The sequence below is a fragment of the Marinobacter sp. F4206 genome (assembly GCF_019392195.1).
Classification (GTDB): domain Bacteria; phylum Pseudomonadota; class Gammaproteobacteria; order Pseudomonadales; family Oleiphilaceae; genus Marinobacter.
Map to the genome: position 1 here is coordinate 2,271,476 of NZ_JAHXKI010000002.1, position 23,190 is coordinate 2,294,665.

A 23,190-nucleotide genomic window follows, 5' to 3' on the forward strand; every position below is an offset into this window, starting at 1 on the left:
CAACGCCCAGACTCTGCGGTTCTGCTTTAACCTTCCAGCGCTGCCTTCTGAATCTCAAACAGCTGCTCAATGCCGTTCTTGGCCAGCTCAAGCATGCTGTCCAGTTCGCCTTTCACGAACGGTGCGCCTTCGGCGGTGCCCTGGATTTCGATGAAGCCACCCTGGTCGGTCATGATCACGTTCATGTCGGTCTCGGCTTCGGAGTCTTCCGGGTAATCCAGATCGACGACCGGAGTGCCTTTGTAGACCCCGACTGAAAACGCGGCGACCATCTGTTTGAGCGGAGATTTTTTCAGGCGCTTTTCGGCAACCAGGTGGTTCAGTGCATCCACCAGTGCCACGCAGCCGCCGGTGATGGCTGCGGTTCGGGTGCCGCCATCGGCCTGGATGACATCGCAGTCGATGGTGATGCTGTGTTCACCCAGAGCGCTCAGGTCAACGGCGGCGCGCAGGGAGCGGCCGATCAGGCGCTGAATTTCCACGGTGCGTCCACCCTGTTTGCCACGGGCCGCTTCGCGGCCCATGCGGCTGCCGGTGGAGCGGGGCAGCATGCCGTATTCGGCGGTGATCCAGCCTTTGCCTTCACCACGCAGGAATGGGGGAACCTTGTTTTCGACGGAGGCAGTGCAGATCACTTTGGTGTCCCCGAATTCCACCAGAACCGAACCCTCGGCATGGCGGGTGTAATTACGGGTGATTCGAACGTCTCTGGGTTGCTCGGGCGTTCTGCCGCTTGGTCGCATAGTGTTTCCTGAAGTCTGAGGTTGGTGTCCGGGCGCGCGTCCCGGTTGGTCGTATTTCGAAAGGCCAACGAGTATAACACGTCGATCAACCCTCGGCGGCTTTGGCTCGGGTTGCGCTCGCCGTCAGCGTTCCGAGACTGCTAAACTCGATGCTCATGCCATCAACCATGACCGGAGCAACCATGATCCGAAGTATGACCGCGTTTTCCCGAAGGGATGTCCAGGGAGACTGGGGTACGCTGACATGCGAGATTCGCACGGTAAATCATCGGTACCTGGAGCCTTCGTTCCGCCTGCCCGAGGCCTTTCGTGAACTCGAGAACCCGTTTCGGGAAGAGCTTCGCAAGCAGCTCAAACGGGGCAAGGTGGATGTCTCCATGCGTCTGCAGTCAGCCGATACGGCCTCCCAAAGCTTCGAAATCAGCGACGATATGGCGAAGGCGCTCAATGAGGCGGCCAATCACGTCAACCGGATTCTCGATAATCCTGCGCACATCAGCGCCCTGGATATTCTCCGGTGGCCCGGCGTCATGTCGGTGCCGGAACAGGATTACGGGCCGGCCCGTGCCGCTGCGGCCGATCTCTTCAAGGAAACGGTTCGCGAGTTGGTGAACGTCCGGGAGCGGGAAGGCGAGCGACTGAAGCCCCTGTTCGAGGACCGTCTGGCGACCATGGCCCGATTGGTGTCCGAGGTGCGTGAATTGATGCCAGAGCTGCTTGCGGCCCAAGAGCAGAATTTGCGGGACCGTTTCGAGAAGGCGAAGGTGGAACTCGATCCTGAGCGGGTCGCCCAGGAAATGGTGATGCTGGCGCAGAAAAGCGATGTCGCTGAAGAGTTGGACCGATTGGATGCCCACATCAGCGAAGTCACCGACACCCTGAAGAGCGACGATGCCATCGGTCGCCGGCTGGATTTCCTGATGCAGGAGCTCAACCGCGAGGCGAACACTCTGAGCAGCAAGAGCATCGACGCCCGGGTTACCCGTGCTGCGGTGGATCTGAAAGTTTTGATTGAGCAGATGCGCGAGCAAGTGCAGAACCTCGAGTGAGGTGCGGGCGCCGGCCGAAAACCGTATACTGCCGCGCTTTCCAGGTGCTGCTGCGGTTTCGGGTGGCCTTCTGAATACAGGCGTGTTGGAGTTGTTTATTCATGAGCCAGACAGTTGAGCAAGGTACGCTATATGTCATTTCTGCCCCTTCGGGAGCGGGGAAGACCAGCCTTGTGGCGGCAATGCTGCGTAATGACGAGAGGCTCGGGGTCTCGGTGTCCCATACCACCCGGCCCATGCGCGAGGGCGAGCAGGACGGCGTGAATTATCACTTCGTAAGTCGCGATTCGTTCGAGGCGATGATCGGGCGGGGTGAGTTTCTCGAGCACGCCGATGTTTTCGGAAACTACTATGGCACCTCTCACATCTGGGTTCGCGAAACCCTTGCCAAAGGTCGGGACGTGATTCTGGAGATCGACTGGCAGGGCGCTGCCCAGGTGCGCCGGTTGATGCCCGAATGCGTCAGCATCTTTATCGTGCCACCGTCGTCAGACGTTCTCCGGGAACGCCTGACCGGCCGGGGAACCGACGCCCCGGAGGTGGTGGAGCGCCGTCTGGCCGAAGCAACCGAGGAGTGCCGGCATGCGCTGGAGTTCGATTACCTGGTGGTGAACGATCAGTTTGAGGTGGCGCTGGCAGATCTGCTCGCGGTTGTCCGGAGTCAGCGCCTGCGAATGTCGGTCCAGCAGGATCGCCACGGTGAGTTGCTGCAAGGGCTTTCGCAGTAGGCCGGATGGCGGTTATAGCTGTATACAAATTGAACCGGCCGCAGTAAACTACTCGGTCTGCTGAATCAGTCATTTTATTTTCGGGGAAGTTATGGCACGAGTTACCGTTGAAGATTGTCTGGAAAACGTTGATAACCGCTTCCAGCTGGTGATGCTGGCTACCAAGCGTGCCCGTCAGCTCGCGACCAAAGGTGCGGAACCGATGGTGGCCGAAGAGAACGACAAGCCCACCGTGATCGCGCTGCGCGAAATCGCCGAAGGCAAGGTTGGTCGCGATCTGTTGAAGGAAGAAGACGACGAGTAACGTCGTTGCGGGTACAAATACGTACCCGTACCTTGGAAGCATTGAAATCTGGCCCCGCGCTTTTATAGTGTATCGATAGAACGTCGTTGGCAGGATCAGGAAGGACCCGGATGCGTGCATTCGGGTTTTTTTGTCCCTGAATTTCAAAAGTATACGGAGGCGCGGTGTCGGCAGAGGCTACGGTTGAAGGGCTTGCAAAAGAGCTGAGTACTTATCTGGATACCAGTCGCGTCAATCAGGTGCGGCGTGCCTACTATTATGCCGAGCAGGCCCACGAAGGGCAGATGCGCAAAAGCGGCGACCGTTACATCACCCATCCTCTCGCCGTTGCCCATATCCTCGCGGATCTGCGGCTGGACCATCAAAGCCTGATGGCAGCCATGCTCCACGACGTCATTGAAGACACCGGTATTCCCAAGGATGCGCTCTCAGAGCAATTTGGCGAGGACGTGGCGGAGCTGGTGGATGGTGTCAGCAAGCTGACACAGATCGAATTCCGGTCCCGGGCGGAAGCCCAGGCCGAGAATTTTCAGAAGATGACGCTGGCCATGGCACGGGACATCCGTGTGATCCTGGTAAAACTGGCGGACCGCCTGCACAACATGCGCACCCTGGGCCCCATGCCCTATGAAAAACGCCAGCGCATTGCGACCGAAACCCTCGACATCTATGCGCCCATCGCCAATCGCCTGGGCATGCATTCCATTTGCACTGAGCTCGAAGATCTCGGTTTCTCCTCCCTGTACCCGATGCGATCGAAATACATCTCCAAGGCGGTCGACAAGCTGAGGGGAAGTCATCGGGAAATCATTGACGAGATTCGTGGCAAGTTGCAGGAGAAATTGGAAGAGCGCGGGTTGCCGGGCCGGATTCTCGGGCGGGAAAAGCACCTGAACAGCATCTACAACAAGATGAAGTTCAAGCAGAAATCCTTCCACGAAATCATGGACGTGTACGCGTTCCGGATCATTACCGACACCGAGGATGACTGCTATCGCATCCTCGGCGCCGTGCATAACCTTTACAAACCGTTGCCTGGCCGGTTCAAGGACTACATTGCCATGCCGAAGGCAAACGGTTATCAGTCCCTGCACACGACCCTGTTCGGCATGCATGTGAACATCGAGATCCAGATCCGCACCGAGGAAATGGAGCACATCGCGAACAATGGTATTGCGGCCCATTGGATGTACAAGAACGAGCCGAGCAGCGTGACCAACGCCAACCAGGCCCGGGTGGACCGCTGGGTGAAGGGGCTGATGGAGATGCGCGAGCGGGCGGATGACTCCCTCGAGTTCATTGAGCACGTGAAAGTCGACCTGTTCCCGGACGAGATCTACGTATTCACGCCCAAGGGCAAGATCATGGAGTTGCCCAGTGGCGCCACGCCGGTGGACTTTGCCTATGCCATCCACACCGATATCGGCAACGCCACCGTCGCCTGCCGGATCAACCGCAACCTCAGTTCCCTGAGTCAGCCATTGCAGAGCGGTCAGACCGTCGAGATTATCACCGCCCCCGGCGCCCGCCCGAACCCGGCCTGGCTCAGTTTTGTGGTCACTGGCAAAGCCCGCAGCAGCATTCGACACGTGCTCAAGAGTCAGAAGCGGGCGGAATCCCTGGAGCTGGGCAAAACCCTGCTCAAGAAGTCCCTCAAGGGTTTCGGGACCCGTCTCGCCGATATCAGCGACGTTCAGATCCAGGCGGTGGTCAATCACAACCAGGTCAACAGCCTGGACGATCTGATCAGCGACATTGGCCTCGGGAATCGCATGGCCTACCTGGTCGCGCGTCAGCTGTTGACTGGCGCGGAATCGGAGCCCAGTGTCGACGTTGCCCAGGAAACCCACAAAAACGGTGACCACAGCCCCGTCACAATCCGGGGTACCGAAGGCCTGCTGGTTCGTTTTGCCAGCTGTTGCAAACCGATTCCGGGTGACCCGGTGGTTGGCGTGATGGATTCCGGGAAGGGCATGGTTATCCATTCCGACACCTGCTCCCGCCTGCCCGAAGACGATGAAGGGCGTGCGCGGTTAACCCACCTCAAGTGGGCCAAGGACATCACCGACGAGTTCTCGGTGGAGTTGCGGGTCGAACTCGAGCGTCAGCGCGGGGTGATCGCGGAAGTGGCCAATGCGGTGGCAATGGCGGATGGCAATATCGAGCGCATCAACGTTGAAGACCAGAATGCCAAGTTCAGCATTGTCAGCCTGGTGCTTCACGTGAATGGGCGCCGGCATCTGGCCCGCGTCATGCGCCGTGTCCGTAACATCCGCGCGGTCACCCACATCGGTCGTGTGCGCCACTGAGACGGACCAATGGCCAGTTGACAGCGGCTGCGCCGAGAGGTGAGGATTGGCGTTTTGAAAGAGAGGAATTCCCAGGTCATGACCAACAAATCCGTTATCCAGACTGAAAACGCCCCGCAGGCGATCGGCACATACTCACAGGCTGTAAAAGCCGGTGACACAGTGTACCTGTCTGGCCAGATTCCGCTGGTTCCGGAAACCATGGAAGTGGTTGCCGGAGACTTTGCCGCCAAGACACGTCAGGTGTTCGAGAACCTCAAGGCGGTGTGTGAGGCGGCTGGTGGTGAGCTCAAGGACATCGTGAAGCTCAACATCTACATGACGGACCTCGCTAACTTTGCCACCGTGAATGAAATCATGGCGACGTATTTCGAAGAGCCGTATCCGGCCCGGGCGGCCGTGGGCGTGGCCGCGCTGCCTAAGGGTGTGCCCATCGAAATGGAAGCGGTGATGGTGCTCAGCTGAGGCTAGCCGGCATCGTATGCCGGTCATGTGAGAAAGGCGGCTACGGCCGCCTTTCTTGTTTGGCTGTCGAAGATTACCGGTTGCCAATTATGGGACGGTAACCCTCCCTGAAACTCGGGTACCGAAACCGGAATCCGGTCTTGAGCAGGCGCTGATTGCTGCATCGCTTGCTGCCTGCCCGTCCACCTTTCCTGGCGCCTTCAACCGGCTCCGAGCAAGGCGTCTGTCGGCGCACCCATTGAACCACCTCGTCCAGCCGAACCGGCTCGCAATCACTGGCCACGTAGAGTTCCTGCAGACCTGTGCCGGACAGTGCCAACTGGACCAGGTGCTGGACGACCCGGGCGGCATCCTCTTCATGTATGCGATTGCTGAACGGGGCCGGCTTCTGCGGGTCTGTTCGGCCGGCAATGACCTCATCGAGGAACCGTTGTCTGGAAGGTCCGTAAATACCGCTGAAGCGCACTACCGTTGCGGGATGCCCGCTTTCCAGGGCTGTTCGCTCCCCGGCCAGAATCTTTTCACCGCTGAAGCGCACTGGTTGCGTGGCGCTGGTCTCATCGACCCAGCTGTCATCGTCCTGGGAGTAGACGCTGGTACTGCTGATAAAGATGAGTTGCTTGAGCGGCTGCGCCGCGACGACCGAAAGCAGGTTGGCGAGGCCAGTTACGTAGGCATCCTGGTAGCCCTGTTCGTCATAGCTGGCGGGCGTCAGGCAATAAATGACGACATCGAGGTTGTCGGGCACGGCCTTTTCCAGGGATTCTCGGTCCATCAGGTCAGCCTTGAGCCGGTGAATTCCGTCCGGAATCCGGTCCGGATTTCGGCGTAAGCCGAAGACCGTTGCGGAGTCGGTGAGCAGGCCGGCAATGGCGCCTCCGAGTTTGCCGCAGCCGGCTACCAGGACCCGGGGAGTGTTGGTACCTTCAGTCATTGCCATAGACAATTTCAATCCTTATGCTTGAACCCATAAATAAGCGAAACTTCGACCTGGACCCATTTGACCGGAGCTCAACATGACCCTCACCGAGTTACGATACGTCGTTACGCTTGCCCGTGAAAGGCATTTTGGCCGAGCTGCCGAACGCTGTCATGTCAGCCAGCCGACGCTCAGTGTGGCCGTCAAAAAACTGGAAGATGAACTCGGCATTCCCCTGTTCGAGCGCAGCAAAAGCAGCATTCGGGTGACCGAAACGGGGCAGCGCATCATTGAGCAGGCCCAGCGTGTACTCGACCAGGTCGGGGTGATCAAGGATATGGCCCAGGATGGCAAGAACCAGCTGAATTCTCCGCTGAAAGTCGGGGCAATTTACACCATTGGCCCCTATCTGTTCCCCCATCTATTGCCGGAACTGCGCCGCGCCGCACCGGACATGCCCTTGTACATCGAAGAAAACTACACGGCAAACCTGCGCCAGAAGCTGCGACAGTCCGAGCTCGACGCCATCATTATTGCTTTGCCGTTCGAGGAGCCGGAAGTCCTTACCCTGCCGCTCTACGATGAGCCGTTTGTGGTGCTGTTGCCGGCCGGGCACCCACTGGCCGAGAAGGATCAGCTGACGGCCGAGGAACTGGCGCAGGAACAGCTGCTGTTGTTGGGGCCGGGGCACTGCTTCCGGGACCAGGTGCTCGAATCCTGTCCGCCGCTGGTTGAGGCCGTTACCCGGCGTGTCGACGCCGCATCGCCATCCCTGGTGACCGAGGGCAGTTCGCTGGAAACCATCCGGCACATGGTTGCCTCCGGCCTGGGAATCACGGTTCTGCCACTGTCAGCCGCGACGGCCATGGATTATCACGAGGATATTCTGGCGGTACGGCGGTTCGCGCCTCCGGTGCCGTTCCGGACCGTGGCTCTCGCCTGGCGGGTGACCTTCCCGCGGCCAAAAGCGATCGACGTCCTGTCACTTGCTGCGAGCCAGTGCCGGGTCATTGAAAAGGCAAAAACAGATAAGCCAGCCGTGGCCGAAAGCGCCTGAGTTTCCCCATGACGTCACTGGATGACATTCCGGTCACCCAGCTCAAGGGTGTCGGCAACGCGCTGGCGGAAAAGCTCGCCAAACTGGGCATTGCGTCGCTACAAGACCTGCTGTTTCACCTGCCTCACCGCTACGAAGACCGTACCCGGGTAGTGCCCATGGGCAGTCTCCGGATCGGCGATGTTGCGGTGGCGGAAGGTGAGGTCATGAAGGCGGACCTGGTGATGGGGCGGCGTCGAAGCTTGCAGGTCACCCTCAAGGACAGCAGTGGCTTTCTGGTGATGCGGTTTTTCCACTTTAACGCCGCCCAGAAGAACCAGCTGACGGAAGGCGCCCGTGTGCGCTGTTTTGGTGAAGTCCGGCCCGGTCGCGCCGGCTATGAGTTCTACCACCCCGAATACCAGGTTAATCCTCCGCCCATGCCTGCCGAGGGTCAGGCGACCCTGACGCCGGTTTACCCCCTGACTGAGGGCATTCAGCAGCCCCGGGTACGCGGCCTTTGTCAGCAGGCGCTGGCGTACCTCCAGCGGTTTCCGATCCGGGACTGGCTGCCCCAGGCATTGCTGGCGGACTATCAGTTGCCGGGCATCAGTGAGGCCGTGCAGTTGGTGCATTCGCCCCCCGCCGACGCGCCGGTGCATCTGCTGATGGAAGGTCGTCATCCAGCCCAGCAACGGCTGGTGATGGAGGAATTGCTGGCTCACCAGCTCAGCCTGTTGCAGGTCCGGGAACAGATTCAGGCCCGTGAGGCCCTGCCCCTGATGCCCACCGGCGATCTCTCCGAGCGCTTTCTGGATTCGTTGCCATTCCGGCTCACTGGCGCCCAGCGCCACGTAATGACCGATATTCGCCAGGACCTCAGCCAACCCTTGCCGATGCTGCGACTGGTCCAGGGTGATGTGGGCTCGGGTAAAACGGTGGTTGCGGCACTGGCAGCCTTGCAGGCGATTGGCTCGGGTGCGCAGGTGGCACTGATGGCGCCGACCGAGATTCTGGCCGAGCAGCATTTCCAGAACTTCCGGGGTTGGCTTGAGCCTCTGGGTATCAATCTGGCTTGGCTCTCTGGCAAGGTAAAGGGTAAGGCCCGGCAGCAGGCCCTTGAGTCGGTGCGAGCGGGCACAGCCAGTGTGGTGATCGGCACCCACGCCCTGTTTCAGGATGATGTGGTGTTTGACCGTCTGGCCCTGGTGATCGTCGACGAGCAGCACCGGTTCGGGGTTCATCAGCGCCTGGCGCTTCGGGAGAAAGGGGTGGGAGCGAGACTGGCTCCCCATCAGCTGATTATGACGGCGACTCCGATTCCGAGAACCCTGGCCATGAGTGCCTATGCTGACCTGGATACCTCGGTTATTGATGAACTGCCTCCGGGGCGAAAGCCGATTGAAACCATTGTCATTCCCGACAGCCGCCGGGAGGATGTGATTGGCCGAGTGCGCAATGCCTGTCGGGACGGGCGTCAGGCCTATTGGGTCTGCACCCTGATTGAGGAGTCGGAGGCGCTCCAGTGCCAGGCAGCAGAGGTGACGGCGCAGGAGTTATCGGAACGGTTGCCGGATCTCAAGGTTGGGCTGGTCCATGGCCGCCTGAAGGCGGCGGAGAAGGCCGGGGTTATGGAGCAGTTCAAGAACGGTGAACTGGACCTTCTGGTGGCCACTACGGTTATTGAAGTCGGGGTGGATGTTCCCAACGCCTCACTGATCATCATTGAAAACCCGGAACGTCTCGGGCTGGCCCAGCTACACCAGTTGCGGGGCAGGGTGGGGCGAGGCGAGCAGGCCAGTTTCTGTGTGCTGATGTATCACCCGCCGCTGTCCAATAACGGCAAAGCCCGGTTGCAGGCGCTACGGGATAGCCAGGACGGTTTCGTTATTGCCGAGAAGGACCTGGAAATTCGCGGGCCGGGTGAAGTGCTTGGCACCCGTCAAACTGGCATGATGCAGTTCAGGCTTGCGGATTTCGACCGCGACAAGGGCTGGATTGAACCGGTTCGGGAAATGGCTCCCCGGCTGATGCCTGACCGTGCGGTGGTTGAGGCCCTGATCCGCCGCTGGTTGGGCGAGAAAATTCGCTACGGTGATGTGTAAGAATGCCCGTTATGCTGTCGGGTGAGAACGAAAGCGGTCGAAACAGGAATCTATGTCAAATTACCGGCGTTGATCTTGCCTATACTGACCCTGACTCTTCATGGAAGGCTGGATACCGGCCTGCAGCAATGAATGGAGCAAACTATGGAAATACCTGTCGCAGTTCAGCAAGCCCTTGGTGATTCCGTCTCGGGTGTGTCTCTGCGTAGTGCATGCCAGGCAGGCAGAGACCAGTTGCTGCGGATGATGTTGCTCAGCGATGAGGCTGGCAATCTACAGGTGATATGCCGCAAAGACGATTTGATTGATCTTGAAGAGCTGAACAAACATCTGGGTCGGGATTTCCGGCTCATTAAGCGCCGCGATCAGGTTCGTGTTAACCAGCGGGCGGGATTAACCACGTTGCCTGCCTTACCTTCCCTGACGGGGTGGCCAACCGTCGTCGATTGCCGCGTTGATACATTACCGGCCGTTGCCCTGGCGCTGGAAGAACAGAATCTGGCGATGGTGATACCCGGGGATGAATTCCGGGCCTTGACCCGTGACGCCGATCGCTTCGCGTTTGCTGTGGATCCGGCGTCAATCGCAGTCAATCTTGACGATCGGGGCCGCGACCGGGATCAGCTGCATTCCGCCATAAAGAAGTTTACCGGCCTGCGCATCCAGCAGCGTCTGGAAGACACGCTGGAATTACCGCCGTTGCCGGAAACGGCGCAGCGCATCATTCACCTGCGGGTCAACCCCAATGCCGTCATGGGCGACCTCGTGGATATTGTCGAGAGTGATCCGAGCCTTGCGGCGCAAGTGGTCAGTTGGGCGTCTTCGTCGTTTTACGCAGCGGCGGGACAGGTACGTTCTGTTCATGACGCGGTTTCCCGGGTCTTGGGCTTTGATCTGGTCATGAACCTGGCCATGGGGCTGTCGCTCGGTCGGGCCCTGAAGCAGCCCCAGGATCACCCGGAAGGTTACGTTGATTACTGGCAGCAGGCGATCTGGCAGGCCCAGTCTGCGGGCATCCTCGCCAGCATGATGCCACGCGGTGAGCGGCCTTTATTCGGGCTGGCCTACCTGGGCGGACTGCTGCACAACTTTGGTCATCTGGTCCTGGCACAGGTCTTTCCGCCCCATTTCAAGCTGGTCTGCAGGTCCCTGGAAGTCAATCCAGAGATCGATTCCTCGGTTACCGAGCACTATCTACTGGGCATTACGCGTGAGCAGATTGCAGCTCAGCTGATGGAGAACTGGGGCATGCCAGATGAAGTAACACTGGCCATTCGCTACCAGAAAAACCCGGCCTACGACGGCCCCTACAAGGTGTATGCCAAGTTGCTCTGGCTGGGGCGACAGTTGTTGACTGCCCGGGGTGTGGCTCTCGGTGCGGGAGATACCGTCAGTGAAGCGGTGTATGAGGAGCTGGGGCTTGATCGTGAACAGGTCGAGGCACAGTTTGACGAGCTGGTGGAGAACAAGAGCAGCATCATGGCCATGGCCGGAATGATGGGTCAGTAAGTTCCCCCTTCCCTTTATCCTGACCTCAAAAAAAGCCGGCCCTAAGGCCGGCAAGCTCACCCGCTTGTTGCAGAGTCGTCCAAACTTTTCAGGAGAAAACAACGAAGGACATTTGCCGTCGCAGAAGTAGGCAACGTCCTACCTTCAATTTAGCTGAAGGGATCAAAAAGAAAAGTCAATGGTTGGGGAGTTGAAGGAATGAGTTTGCCGTCAACTTTTCAGGTTTCCGGAAGTCGATGATTTATAGCAGTTATCGCAGTATCAGGTCGGACTGCCATTTACAAACCGTTACAAAAAATCGGTCCGACCAGTAGGTGAGTTGTCTTTCGCTATTCTGCGCTGAACTGGTGATGCCGAATGGCGGTGGCGGCACGGCGGATTTCGTCCGCATGGGTTTTTTCCACTTCAAAACGTTCCTTGTCCATCTTCTCCACAAAGCGCGCGTCCGTCGCCTGCCGGGCCCGATGGGTGGGCATATGTTCCAGCTTTTCATGGACTTCAAGGAAAATCCGGAACGGTGCCTGTTCAAGGAGTTCGGGAGCGACGTGATCCAGCAGCCCTTTTATCCGGAGGCACGCCTCTGAATACTCGACTTGCTCAGTCTCGACCGCCATCGCAATGACACGGATGCTGTCAATCATGTCCTCGCGGCGTTTCTGCTGGAAGGCTTCGGCCTTGAGCCGACGCCGGCGATTTTCGGCAAGGGTGCCGACCTGGCGGCGGATAAAGGCCAGTAGCAGTGTGATAGCAATCAGTCCTGCGATAATCAGGGTCCACTGCAGCCAGGATGGCATTCCGGTCTCCTCGTTTCAGGTCAGGCGCGTTTACGTTGTCGCTCGGGACGCCAGACTTTGACAGTTACTGACTGACCATTCAATACGGACGTCCCGACCAGCGGATCAATCTGCTCGTCACTGAGGACATCGTTGATGCTCGCACCGGCGTGAGCGGACGCAACAGACTGGCCCGTGCCCTCACGATTGTGACCCCAGCCATGGGGAACGGAGACAACACCCGGCATCAGGTCTTCGGTGATTTCCACGGGAAGAATGATCTTTCTGGTCTCGGCGGTGATTTCCGCCGAGTCCCCGGCCTGGAGGCCCAGCCGGCTCGCATCTCTGGGGTGAATCATCAGGGTGCATCGATCCTTGCCCTTAACCAGGCGCTGACTGTTGTGCATCCAGGAGTTGTTACTGCGCACGTGGCGTCGTCCAATCAGCACCAGCGAGTCGGTGACCGGCTGCGCCAGGCGTTCATGCAGGCGATCGAGGTCCTGAAGGTAGCGTCTGGGTGCGAGGTTGATCCGTCCATCGCGGGTGAACAGGCGGTCCGGTAACGACGGCTGCAAGGGGCCAAGATCCACGCCATTGGGATTATCCTTCAGCGCCGCCAGTGACAGGCCTTTGGGCAGTGCCTGCCAGCGCCGGTTCAGCGGACTGAGCTTGGCCAGGCCCCGAAGAGGATGGCGCGCAGGCAGGATATCCATCACCAGATCGATGGCTGGCTGAGCCAGTCCGCGAACAGGGCCGACGTCGGCACCATAGGGGCCGGTTCTCAACAGCAGGTCCAGGATCGGGTCCGGACCGATCTGTTTGAAGGCACGCCATCCCAGTTCTGACCGAAGTGGAAGGCGTCCATCTTTGCGCCGTTTCTCCAGGCGATGGGCGAGTTCCAGCAGGATCTGCCAGTCATGGCGGCTGTCGGGGCCTGCGTCGAACAGGGGGCCACTGTACTTGGCGAAGTTACGCACCGCGAACATGCTGAAAATCAGGTCGTAATGGCTGCGTTCCAGTGCCGCGGTTGGTGGCAGGATGACATCGGCGTGGCGGGTTGTCTCGTTCAGGTAGTAATCCACCGAGACCATGAAATCGAGCCCGCTGAAGGCCTTTTCCAGGCGTTTGCCATTGGGGTTGGACAGTACCGGGTTGCCCGCGACGGTGACAAAGGCGCGAACCTGGCCTTCCCCGGGGGTCAGGATTTCGTCCGCCATAGTGCTGGCCGGGTATTCGCCGGCGAACTCGGGCAATCCCTTGACGCGACTGTGACGTTTGCCGAAATGGCCGTTCTGGCCCGCCATAGCGCCAAGGGTGACCAGATCAATGGCGGGCTGGGTGAACATCATGGCACCGGGGGTATCCAGCTTTCCCGTTAAGATGTTCAGGCAGTAGGCGAGCCAGGTGGCCACCCCGCCATAGGCCTGCGTGCTGGTGCCCATGCGGGTGTACAGCGCGGCCTTGGGCGTGTTGGCCAGTTGTCGGGCAAGATTGCGGGTGTCTTCAGCGGCAATGCCGGTGTGGCTGCTTACCGCGTCCGGGGTAAACGCCAGCGAAGCCAATCGCAGGAGATCGGTGTCTTTGGCCAGATGCTCGGCGGGCCCGAGGTTGACCAGATCCTCTTCAAACAGCGTATGCACCATGGCCATGAGCAGGAAGGCGTCGCTGCCGGGCCGAATGAAATGGAACTCGTCAGCCAGCTTGCCGGTTTCGGTTCGTCTGGGGTCGACCACCACCAGCTTGCCGCCCCGGCCTTTCATCCGTTTGACCCGGCCGCGGAAATCGGGAACCGTCATCAGGCTGCCATTGGAGGCCATGGGGTTGGCGCCGATGCAGAGGAACAGATCGGTGTTGTCGATGTCCGGAATCGGGAAGAGTACCTGGTGCCCGAACATCTCCAGGCTCGCCAGCATGTGCGGCAGCTGATCGTTGGAAGTCGCCGAAAACCGGTTCTGGGTTCCGATGGCCCGCAGGAAAGGCATGGTCGCCACCAGCGAACCGTGATTGTGCACATTGGGGTTGCCCAGGTAGACGCCCACGCTGTTGCGGCCGAATTCCTTTCGGGTCTGATGCAGCTTGTCTGCCACCAGCTCGAACGCCTCGTCCCATTCCATTTCCTGCCAACCGTCGTCGGTTCGCCGGACCGGCTTGCGTAGCCGGTCCGGATCCTCGTGGAGATCCTGGAGAGCGACGGCTTTGGGGCAGATGTGCCCGCGGCTTAACGGATCCTCTTCGTCACCCTTGATGGACGCAATGTGGCCATCCTTCATTTCTATCGCAACGCCACACATGGCCTCGCAAAGATGGCAGGTGCGGTAGTGAGTGCCGTTCTCCATGGATGCTCTCTCCTGGCAGGTTATTGTTCTGAATAAGGGAGTTTCGTCGCGCAACCAGATTAGCAGGAATGCACAGGGATGGGAAAATGGCCGGGCCCGGCTTCGGGCATAAAAAAAGGCCAGCTGCGAAAGCTGGCCTGAAAGGCAAGGGCCTGAGGTTATTGCTGGGCAGGAATTTCCTTTACCGGGTTGGAGATGAAGTTGAGATAGACGCCCTGGGGAGGAATCTTGAGGGGCAGTTGCACGGCCTTGCCATTTTCATTTGCCAAATCCTCGCAGGCATCCAGGCCACCACCGGTGAAGATCCCGCCGAGGCAACTGATGAAGCCGACAAGCCCGGTAGCCCCGTCACTGCTCCCTGCAACATCCACGGTAATGAATGGCGTGTTGGTGTTGCGCTGTTCAATCTGCATTCGTCCATCATCAAAGAAAGTGATTTCTCCTCTCAGGTTTAGCGTGAACGGATAACTGAACAGGTTATGGGCAAGCAGATCTCCAAGCGGCAAGTGTAGATTTGGAGCATCGAGCATCAGTTCTGCCTCGGTGCGAAACTCCGGACGGCCGTTGTCGTTTTCCACGATCAGACCCTCAACCAGGCCCATGGGATTGTCCTCAGTTGGTTGTCCATACCGCATGCGAAGAATCTGGGGGCCAGTGACTGATTCCGATGGTCCAAGCAAGTTGTACCACACGGTCGCGGAGGTGGTGACCAGCATTGTCGGGTAGAGCAGGACGCGTATGTTCCCGGTCGGTTCGCCCGTTACTGGATCGATCTCAGGGCCGATGATTTCGGTGTTTAGGCCGTAGGTTTGATAAATAAATTTTTCATCGGGGCATTCCTCCCCCTCATAGCTGCATCCCACTCTGGCATTGGCCTCCGAACCACCATCGTTGCCCAGGACAACCGCATTGCTCTTCATGAGGAGCTTCGCGGCGTTCGCGGGCGATGCGTAACTCAAGACATTTCCGTCAGGGTCGGTTTCTTCGGCAACAGCGTTGAAGGGCTCAATGGCTTCGTCAACGATGAAGTTCGAGTTGGTATCCCGGATCGGGAGGTTTCGGAGAGGGGTGAAGACCGTATCGGTGGCGGTTGTGCCACGGAAATAGATGGCCAGGGGTTGCCCGCCATTGTCGGTTGGGTCCAAAAGCAAATCCGTCTGCAACGCCATTCCGTTTTCACCACAGATGACGGTGGTGCAGTCGCCGTTTTTGGCAGACACCATGGTATAGCGATAAAGACTGCCTGCCTCCCAGGGCGTATCCGGGTAGAAGCGAATTCTCTGATTGTTCTTTTCCAGACGACCGGATATTTCCGCCAGCACGGACTCGTCTTCATCCACTTTCTGGACAATAAAGGTGTCGTTTTTTCGAATGGTTTCGAGATCCATTGATTGGGAGAAAACCACCGTGATTGGTCGGTCCGCCGGGATGGTGGTTACGGGCAGAATGTCCCGCGTTTGGGGGTTCCCGTCGTTATCCTTTGGAAGCTCGCTTCCTTCCTCGCTGAGTTTGTCGATGCAATAGCCATGTTTGTCGTCGGCCAGTTGTCGACCTTCGGTAACGCACGGGTAACCCGGATAGGTCGTCAGTGCGAAAGGAGAACTTTGAGTGACCGGCGCCGCCTCATTTTCGATTGGCTCAAGCTCGAATTGCAGGCTTCTGGTTGAAGCCGGGTTGCCGGCCAGATCGATCAGACCGTCGACCTGAATCGTATACTCTGAGCCGTGCCTCAGGCCTCCGGCCGGGTTCAGGACGATTGCTGTGCCATCCAGTTTTGAGTCGACGTCCTCAAGCTGTACACCATCCTCAAACAGGGTTACGCCGTATGGGACCGACTCCGGATCCAGCGGCTCATCAAAGTTCAGAATCACCGGGTCGCCTGGCCGCTGCATGGATTGGCGCGTGGCCGGAATGGCATCGGCGGGGCCGGGCATCCAGCTCACCAGTTGCGGGCTGGTGGTATCCGGTGTTCTCAGTTGCTCTGCATCAAGCGCGGAATCGGCGTCCGTGGCCGCTTCGATCCGGAACGCAATGGTGGAATCGGTGTATTCCTGGCCCAGGAGTTCCGGCTCGACAACGCCAATGGCGTCGATGGTCAGCACCCCCTCCTTCACGATGGCAATACCGCTGAGTTCAACGCCGAGCAGATCCTGTGACAGGGACGCATTCGGTTGTGCCTCCTCGGTGTTCATGGCCACATCCATGAACAGCTTCACATGGCGCGGAGCACTCAGATCATCGGTGTAAGGGTTGGGGCTCAGGTAGCCGGTGGCGTCGGAGAGCATGGTGACATTAATGTCACCGGTGGTCTGCAGCTGTCCGGTCCTCGCGTCCATAATCGGCACAGTGCCGTTGATTTTTACGTCAAGACTGCTGCTGGTCAGGATGCTGCCCTTGGGAATCCGGAGGGGAAGGGGTTCATCCGCCGCGAACGAAGGGGCGTAGGCAAGTTCCGCGAACAGTCCGCCGGTCTGCTGCGACGGGCCCGCCACACCCTGGAGCACGGAGTTCAGGGTAACCCCGTTGATAATCTGGCCATTGAGAACGGACGTTTGGGCACCGGATTCGCCGCTACCGGCCAGTAACCCGGAACCGATCACTTCCTGGTACAGGACCACGGTGGGGCTCGTCTCTCGGGGGGTAAACTCCTGGCTGAAGTCCAGTGCTCCCGAGCCGGTGTGGCTCGGAAGCCCCTGAATCCGAAGGGTATAGGTTTTGCCTGCAGTCAGGGCATCGGCCTTGGTCCCGCACATCGCCTGTTCTTCAACGGTACATGGATCCACCGTGATCCGGCGACCATCGACCAGCACCGTGGCCGGTACCGTCTCACCTGCGGCATCCTCCAGCCTGATCTGGCCGCCCATGGCTTTCCATTCCGGATGCACAGGCTGGGTCAGCGTGAGCCGGAATGTGGAGAAGTTCATGGGCTGGAACTGGTTGTCGGGGGAGGGAACCAGTTCGGCGACCGCGAACTCAGGGGTCATGTTGTCGAGGCCTGCGATACCGGTGAAGCCGCCGCGAGTCGAGAACTGGATGCCTTCAGCGCCGTGGGCATTCGGAGTGGTGATTTCCCGGGCACCTTCGGCGAGCAGGGGATCGGTGAAGGTCACGGAATAGTCGGTGCCCGTTGTCAGCTCAGTGGCCGGCGTCAGCTTCAGGCTTTGGCCGCCGTCTACCTTGGTGACGGTGAAAGCAACGGGACTGGTCCCGTCGGTGACCAGGATTTTTTGCTGTAGGTCGGCTTCCTCATCTGAAATGGCATGAGAAAAACGAACAATGATGCTGGCGGCGGGACTGATGCCCGCCTGGCCATCCGCCGGATAGGAGTAGAACACCAAGCCTGGAGTGGCTGGCTCGTTCATGGCTTGTTCTTCGCCGCCACAGGCGGCGAGCAGCATCGCTGGAATCAGTGCCAGAGTCTTGTTGTATTTCATGGCAGAACCTCTCCTCAGAACTTCAGGGTGATGGAGCCGCTGATTACATGAACGTCACCGTCGGCGGTTACGTCGGTTTCGTTACCGTCGTAATCGACCAGGGTGAAATCCCGCTCCTGGAGCTGCTGGTACTGATACCCAATGTCCAGGCGCACCGGGTAGGCGAGCAGGCGGGTGCGGTCGTAGGTGGCACTCAAGCCCAGACCCACGACGATCTTGTCGGTATCCAGGTAGTTGATCTCGGGGTTGCGGGTGGACTTCAGGGGGGATTCCTCGTACGCGACGCCGGCACGAACGGCAAAGTTCTTGTTGAGGTCGTATTCCGCGCCGAGTCTGGGGATCAGGATGTCATCGAATCGGATGCGGTCACCGGGAGCGGCGGACTGCTGATCCTTGATAGTGTCACCGGCGAACTCGTCCTCCAGTTCCGACCAGTTCTGTTGCTCAATAGAGCCGCCCACACGCCAGTTATCGCCCTGGTATTGGGTGCCGATCGCCAGGGTCTCGGGCTGGAACGAATCAATAGTCGATACTGCCAGGCTCAGGCCCGGGTCCGGAATGGTCTGGGTCACAATGATGTTGGAATCGATGGCGGTGGAGGCCGCAGACTTGGTCCGATAGGTCAGCCCAGTTTCCCAGCCATCAAGAAAACAGTCGGAGCCGGGGCAGAAGGTGCTGCCCAGATCAATGTTGGTGCCCAGAATGGTCTTGAGTGACGGCTCGGCATTGACCGACAGCCGCTCGCGGCTGGTTTCACCACCGAGGGTCGAGACGGCATCCAGTTTGGCGGCCGCTTCGAGCGTGACCCGCACGGAAGCGCCGGCGGAAATGCCACGCCAGATAGGGGTGGCGCCCCCGATATTCAGGAACAGGGGTTCCTTGCCGTACTGCAGAAACTGCCCGCTTTCAGTGGTTTCCGAACTGAAGGCCAGCATCTCCTTGCCATATTTCTCGACACCTGCAATGAAACCGAGGTAGATCGGATGCTTGAACCGGGTCAGTGAACCGAGGTTGGTCTTCATGCCGATGAGTACGTGCTGACTGGGGGAATTAGAGAGCACGTCGCCGTCGGCATTCGGATTGGCTGACCGCAGCTCCTGTTCGGCATGAAGGATGCCCGTGGTCAACTCGCCCCGGGTGTCCTTGGTGAGATAGGCCGGGTTGTAGTAGGTGGCGGATACCTGATCGTTAAACATCGACAGCGATTGCGCGGTCGCAACGTCGACCGGCATAACACCATAGGTAGTTCCGAGGTTGCCCATACTGGCATTGGCTGACATGGCAAGGCTGGCGGATATTGTTGCAGCGGCAAGGGACATCGCCCGTACTGAAAACCGGGAGGTGGAAACCATTGATACACTCCATCATCTCGTTGTTTTTATACGCATGTCGTTGGGCCGGAGCGGAATCACGACTGGTACGTTTGTTCAGTTTTAGTGTATGGCGCTTGTCTTATCAGGACTTTGGCTTGTTTGACACAGCTTGGTGTCTGCAAAACCACGTGGGCATAAGAGGTATTTAAAAGTTACCTGAAAACAGGGGGTTAATTGGCGAATGCATGTTTCGTTTTGTATGGGATTGGTGTGGTTCCTTGCCGGGAATGTGAGATGGCGCAAAACGGAAAAGGCTGTAATGCGCCTGTGTCAGCCTGTCGAGAATCTTTACATCTCTCAGGCTGATGGTTTTTCAGATTCGATTATCACCCTGAATTCTATCCGTTAATGATTTCTTGGCGTGAACCGTGCAGTAGTAAGGCAAATGCGCGAAATCACTCGCCTGAACTTCTTGGGTGGTATCAGTGAGGACTCGCTTGCAGGGCCTGTATTTCACAGGATCAAGCGTTTGGATTTATTAGTCCCTACTGGGAGAGATAAGGATATGAAGTTAATCGCAAAGTCTGTGGTTCTGGCTGTGAGCCTCGCCTGGGTTGGTTCGGCTTCGGCCTATATGATCGGTGCGGAGGATGTTGGCGGTGCGGACACCTTGCTGGGGCAAACAGACGATCTGAATGCAAACCCCGCCGGCACCTGTGGTTCCGGAAACAGTCCGAGCACCGAGTTGTGCTGGATCAATAACCTCCTCTCGAGTCTGGGCGAGAGCTCAACGACTTATGAGGAAGGAGATAAGGTCGAAACTCAGTCATACACTACGGTTGACGGTAGCTCAAGCGTCATAGCCTTTGCACTGTCGAGCCCTACGGGGCTGTTCTTTATCAAGAATGCCGGGTGGTACGGGCTTTTCGAGAACAACCCGGACCGGAACTGGGCGGTGATCGACACGTCACTCCTCTCAGCCGGATTCAATCTGCCCAGTGACGGATTCACAATCAGTCATGTTGCGCCGATCGGCGGGACCGTCGATGTAACGGAGCCCGGCACCCTGGCCCTGCTGGGGGTTGGCCTGTTCGCTTTAGGTTGCAGGCGTCGATTCAGGAAACACTGACCCTGACAGGCAGAGAACCGAAAGCCCCGGGTTCCGGGGCTTTTTTATGCCTGCTGGATTGCCTGCCGATAAAGCCTGTTCCGGCGCACATGAGTCGAGCTATATTAGGATCGACTGAGCGTTGCTGAATGGCTTTCAAGATGTATTCAAGGAAAAAAAGAGTTGGATCTCCGCCCGCAGGCGTAGTGAGGCGTTTTTTGTGCGGGGCAGCTATCGCTGTAATTGCAACGTTGGGTTTCGTCACTCCAAGCTTTGCTGACTGCACCATGACCTTGCGCTGGGACGATGATCCACCCTATTTCATGGATCATGGCGGGGAGGTTATCGGTATTGATGCCGATATCAGCCGGGAGGTGATGAGGCGATTGGGATGCCGTCTTTCACTGGTTAAGTTGCCTTGGGCGAGAGCGCTGTTGGAGTTGCTGCAGGGGCGGCTGGGCATGCTTTCTGGAGCGTATCGTACTCCGGATCGGGAACAGTACGCGTACTACTCCAGCGTGGTTGGGCTGGTTTCTCCCAATATCCTGTTCACTCGCCAGTCGGATAAGACCGAGTTTGAGTTTGCCGAGCTTCGGGAGGTCTTGGGTTCGGGGTTCAAGCTTGGGGTACAAATCGACGTTTCTTACAGCAAGGAATACGACGCCCTGGTCGGAGACCCGGCTTACGAAAAAAATCTCGAGTATGTATCCCAGCGTGAATTGCTTTGGAGGATGCTCGCTCGTAACCGGGTTGACGGGGTGATTGCCAACGAATTGACGGGGTTGTACGAAGTTCAGAAGCTAGGGTTTTCCAGTCTGATCGGTGCAAGCTCGATCGTGGTCTCCAACGAACCCGCGTACTTTATATTTTCTAAGAAGTTAGTGACGCCCGAGTTTGTAGAGCGTTTCGATCGGGCGCTCCAATCCATGCTGGATGACGGTAGCTTCCAGGCGATCGTTCAACGCTATGTTTGTACTTCGGCCGCAAAGAATCGGGCAACGCAAAACGACCTTCAGCTTCGGCCCCTTTCTTGTGAGCCGCAAAAGGAAAGCTGAAACAAACGTGCGGATTGGCGCAACGCCCTGAAAGGCCGGGGAAGCCGGCATGGTAGTGAAACCATAAAGTGGCCGCGCTTTGTAACCATAAAGTGTCCGAACCTAAACAAAAGCGAACATTCGAGTCATCCCATGATCGTTCCCTCCAGGCCAAGCACTGTTGCTTCATGGAGTATGATTGGGGGAAAAAGTCGCAGACGTCAGACGATGACACGGAAAGGAAATTAGGCCCCGGATAAGCTACTGTTTTATGAGCTGTGCACCATTCGCAGTCTGAAATTAGTTGCCTGCCTATTTTCCGTTGAGACGCCAGGAAAGCGAAATCGAAGTTAAGTATGGATACTCATCTGACTTGTCTCTCACGACGATTGTGTTGCCTGGTTCTTTTGATTCTGGTTGGCGCGGGGTGCTCCTCGTTAAAGCCGATTGAGCGGCCACCAGAGTACACCGCTCCTCCAGCACACACCACATTTTGGGACGCTGTCGACGCCTCGGCCTCTATGAGCTGGCATTCCTTGCTTGATCATGGGCCCACGGCATTGGACGTGCGACTTAAAGCCATCGACAGTGCGTCTGAAAGCATTGATTTACAAACCTTTCTTTGGTTCTTCGACACCTCAGGTGCGATGATTCTGGATCATATTGTCCGAGCGGCGGATCGGAATGTCACTGTGCGGATTCTCGTCGACGATACCTTTCTGGTTCATGAAGGCGAACTGCTTCTGGCGCTCGCTGAGCACCCGAATATAGAGTATCGCGTTTTTAATCCGTTCAAGCGTCGCTCGGGAGGGCAAGTGACGCGCCAGCTACTCAACCTATCGGAATTCCGACGGCTCGATCACCGAATGCACAACAAAGCCATGGTGGTTGATAATCGGGTTGCAATCGTAGGTGGTCGGAATATCGCGGATGAGTACTTTGGCCTGAGCGATACCTTTAACTTTCGCGATTTGGAGTTGCTGCTTGGCGGCCCAATCGTTCAGGAGATCAGCTCGACGTTTGATGACTATTGGAACGACCAATGGTCGTTCCCGATAGAGACGCTGTCCCATAAAAAAGCATCACAGGAACAACTCGCCGAAGCCCGGCGCGTCACCGACTTGTCGCAGCATCTGCATGTCGAAATGCCGGTCGAAGACCTGATGGTTATGTGGCGAAAAATTATCAAGCAGGCAGATACGGGCAAGACCATTCTCTATTCGGACTCGCCGCCCAAGGACAACCCCAAGAACCGGGAAGAGGAACCGATTCAGGTAGCGAATGAACTTATCACTCTTTTCGACGCTGCCGAGTCGGAGATTCTGATTGTGTCGGCTTATCTGATACCCACTCCGGATCTTGAGGGCGCGGTGAAACGCGCTCTCGATCGCGGTGTTCGGGTGCGCATACTGACCAATTCCATCGGATCTAATAATCATCTGGTCGCCCACAGCGCGTATCGCAATCACATCTACACTCTGCTCGAGATGGGGGCGGAACTGAGTGAGGTGCGCACAAATGCTCGCGACCGAGAACGCTACATGCTGACACCGATAGGCCGCAAACAGCTGGCTTTGCATGCGAAGGCCTTGGTGATCGACGACGACAAGGTGTTCATCGGCAGTGCAAACCTGGATCCACGTTCATTGCGCATCAATACGGAAATGGGGTTGCTCGTCATAAGCAATCAGTTCAACAAAAACGTTCGTGAGGCGTTGGAAGGTGACTTCTCGACCGCAAACGCGTGGCACCTGGAGCTGCGGGAAAACGGCAAAGTCTACTGGGTGGCCGATGATCGCACCCTTGAAATCCAGCCAGCCACATCGTTGATGCAGCGCATCGAAGATTGGTTCTTCTCACATTTGCCGATTGAGGGCGCGCTCTGATGCTGGGGACAAATTTCCCCATCACCAGCACAAACAACTCCAACCTTCGGTTGGCCCCTGTTGTGGGCGCTTATCGTTCTTTCCGAATGTCTGCTTTTTGACCCGCTACCTTCCCTGGTTCCTAAACAAAAGCGGACAT

Annotated in this window: 17 protein-coding genes; 11 read left to right on the top strand and 6 right to left on the bottom strand. The window is 57.9% G+C overall.

All coding sequences use genetic code 11. The features are described 5' to 3' along the window. Positions 1-26: 26 nt before the first annotated feature. Positions 27-743, bottom strand: a complete 717-nt coding sequence (gene rph, locus KZO34_RS12730; RefSeq protein WP_219476982.1) for a ribonuclease PH — start codon at positions 741-743, stop codon at positions 27-29. A gap of 182 nt (positions 744-925) precedes the next feature. Here rph and KZO34_RS12735 point away from each other — a divergent pair, with 182 nt between their 5' ends. The 5 genes from KZO34_RS12735 to KZO34_RS12755 all read left to right on the top strand — a co-directional run bounded on the left by KZO34_RS12735 (position 926) and on the right by KZO34_RS12755 (position 5,598). Continuing rightward, the gene (locus KZO34_RS12735; RefSeq protein WP_219476984.1) at positions 926-1,792 is read left to right on the top strand and encodes a YicC/YloC family endoribonuclease; all 867 of its coding nucleotides are present in this window, start codon (positions 926-928) and stop codon (positions 1,790-1,792) included. Between the two features lie 101 nt (positions 1,793-1,893). Continuing rightward, positions 1,894-2,520 (top strand): guanylate kinase, encoded by a 627-nt coding sequence (gene gmk / locus KZO34_RS12740; RefSeq protein WP_219476986.1) that lies wholly within the window; start codon positions 1,894-1,896, stop codon positions 2,518-2,520. A 91-nt stretch (positions 2,521-2,611) separates the two neighbouring features. Further along, entirely contained in the window at positions 2,612-2,824 is a 213-nt protein-coding gene (gene rpoZ / locus KZO34_RS12745; RefSeq protein WP_219476988.1) for a DNA-directed RNA polymerase subunit omega, read from the top strand. 164 nt (positions 2,825-2,988) lie between these two features. Next, complete coding sequence (locus tag KZO34_RS12750; protein ID WP_219476991.1) at positions 2,989-5,133, top strand: RelA/SpoT family protein; 2,145 nt, start codon at positions 2,989-2,991, stop codon at positions 5,131-5,133. 78 nt (positions 5,134-5,211) lie between these two features. After that, positions 5,212-5,598, top strand: a complete 387-nt coding sequence (locus tag KZO34_RS12755) for a RidA family protein (RefSeq protein ID WP_219476992.1) — start codon at positions 5,212-5,214, stop codon at positions 5,596-5,598. A gap of 73 nt (positions 5,599-5,671) precedes the next feature. Here the strand turns inward: KZO34_RS12755 and KZO34_RS12760 are convergent, their stop codons facing one another. Next, on the bottom strand, positions 5,672-6,538 hold the full coding sequence (locus KZO34_RS12760; RefSeq protein WP_219476994.1) for an NAD-dependent epimerase/dehydratase family protein: 867 nt from the start codon (positions 6,536-6,538) through the stop codon (positions 5,672-5,674). A 76-nt stretch (positions 6,539-6,614) separates the two neighbouring features. Here KZO34_RS12760 and KZO34_RS12765 point away from each other — a divergent pair, with 76 nt between their 5' ends. From KZO34_RS12765 to KZO34_RS12775, 3 genes are all read left to right on the top strand, one after another. Continuing rightward, entirely contained in the window at positions 6,615-7,574 is a 960-nt protein-coding gene (locus KZO34_RS12765) for a hydrogen peroxide-inducible genes activator (protein WP_219476996.1), read from the top strand. 8 nt (positions 7,575-7,582) lie between these two features. After that, positions 7,583-9,658: an ATP-dependent DNA helicase RecG gene (gene recG, locus KZO34_RS12770; RefSeq protein ID WP_219476998.1), complete on the top strand. Its 2,076-nt coding sequence runs from the start codon at positions 7,583-7,585 to the stop codon at positions 9,656-9,658. A 144-nt stretch (positions 9,659-9,802) separates the two neighbouring features. Further along, positions 9,803-11,167 carry an HDOD domain-containing protein gene (locus KZO34_RS12775; protein WP_219477000.1) on the top strand — a complete coding sequence of 455 codons (1,365 nt, stop codon included), beginning with the start codon at positions 9,803-9,805 and terminating at the stop codon, positions 11,165-11,167. Between the two features lie 329 nt (positions 11,168-11,496). Here KZO34_RS12775 and KZO34_RS12780 read toward each other — a convergent pair whose 3' ends face one another. From KZO34_RS12780 to aupA, 4 genes are all read right to left on the bottom strand, one after another. Further along, on the bottom strand, positions 11,497-11,961 hold the full coding sequence (locus KZO34_RS12780) for a DUF2489 domain-containing protein (protein ID WP_219477002.1): 465 nt from the start codon (positions 11,959-11,961) through the stop codon (positions 11,497-11,499). Between the two features lie 20 nt (positions 11,962-11,981). Further along, a complete protein-coding gene (locus KZO34_RS12785) occupies positions 11,982-14,276 on the bottom strand; it encodes a molybdopterin-dependent oxidoreductase (protein ID WP_219477003.1) in 2,295 nt (764 codons plus the stop codon). A gap of 158 nt (positions 14,277-14,434) precedes the next feature. Then, positions 14,435-17,710: an Ig-like domain-containing domain gene (locus KZO34_RS12790; RefSeq protein ID WP_219477005.1), complete on the bottom strand. Its 3,276-nt coding sequence runs from the start codon at positions 17,708-17,710 to the stop codon at positions 14,435-14,437. A 14-nt stretch (positions 17,711-17,724) separates the two neighbouring features. After that, positions 17,725-19,062 (bottom strand): alkane uptake protein AupA, encoded by a 1,338-nt coding sequence (aupA, locus tag KZO34_RS12795; RefSeq protein ID WP_219477007.1) that lies wholly within the window; start codon positions 19,060-19,062, stop codon positions 17,725-17,727. Positions 19,063-19,468: 406 nt separating this feature from the next. On the opposite strand from aupA, the gene KZO34_RS12800 reads away from it, so the two are divergent. The 3 genes from KZO34_RS12800 to KZO34_RS12810 all read left to right on the top strand — a co-directional run bounded on the left by KZO34_RS12800 (position 19,469) and on the right by KZO34_RS12810 (position 23,051). Further along, positions 19,469-20,152, top strand: coding sequence for a PEP-CTERM sorting domain-containing protein (locus tag KZO34_RS12800; RefSeq protein ID WP_219477009.1), 684 nt, complete (start codon positions 19,469-19,471; stop codon positions 20,150-20,152). Between the two features lie 128 nt (positions 20,153-20,280). Continuing rightward, positions 20,281-21,186 (top strand): substrate-binding periplasmic protein, encoded by a 906-nt coding sequence (locus tag KZO34_RS12805; protein ID WP_219477011.1) that lies wholly within the window; start codon positions 20,281-20,283, stop codon positions 21,184-21,186. Between the two features lie 545 nt (positions 21,187-21,731). Next, on the top strand, positions 21,732-23,051 hold the full coding sequence (locus tag KZO34_RS12810) for a phospholipase D-like domain-containing protein (protein WP_219477012.1): 1,320 nt from the start codon (positions 21,732-21,734) through the stop codon (positions 23,049-23,051). Positions 23,052-23,190 lie beyond the last annotated feature (139 nt).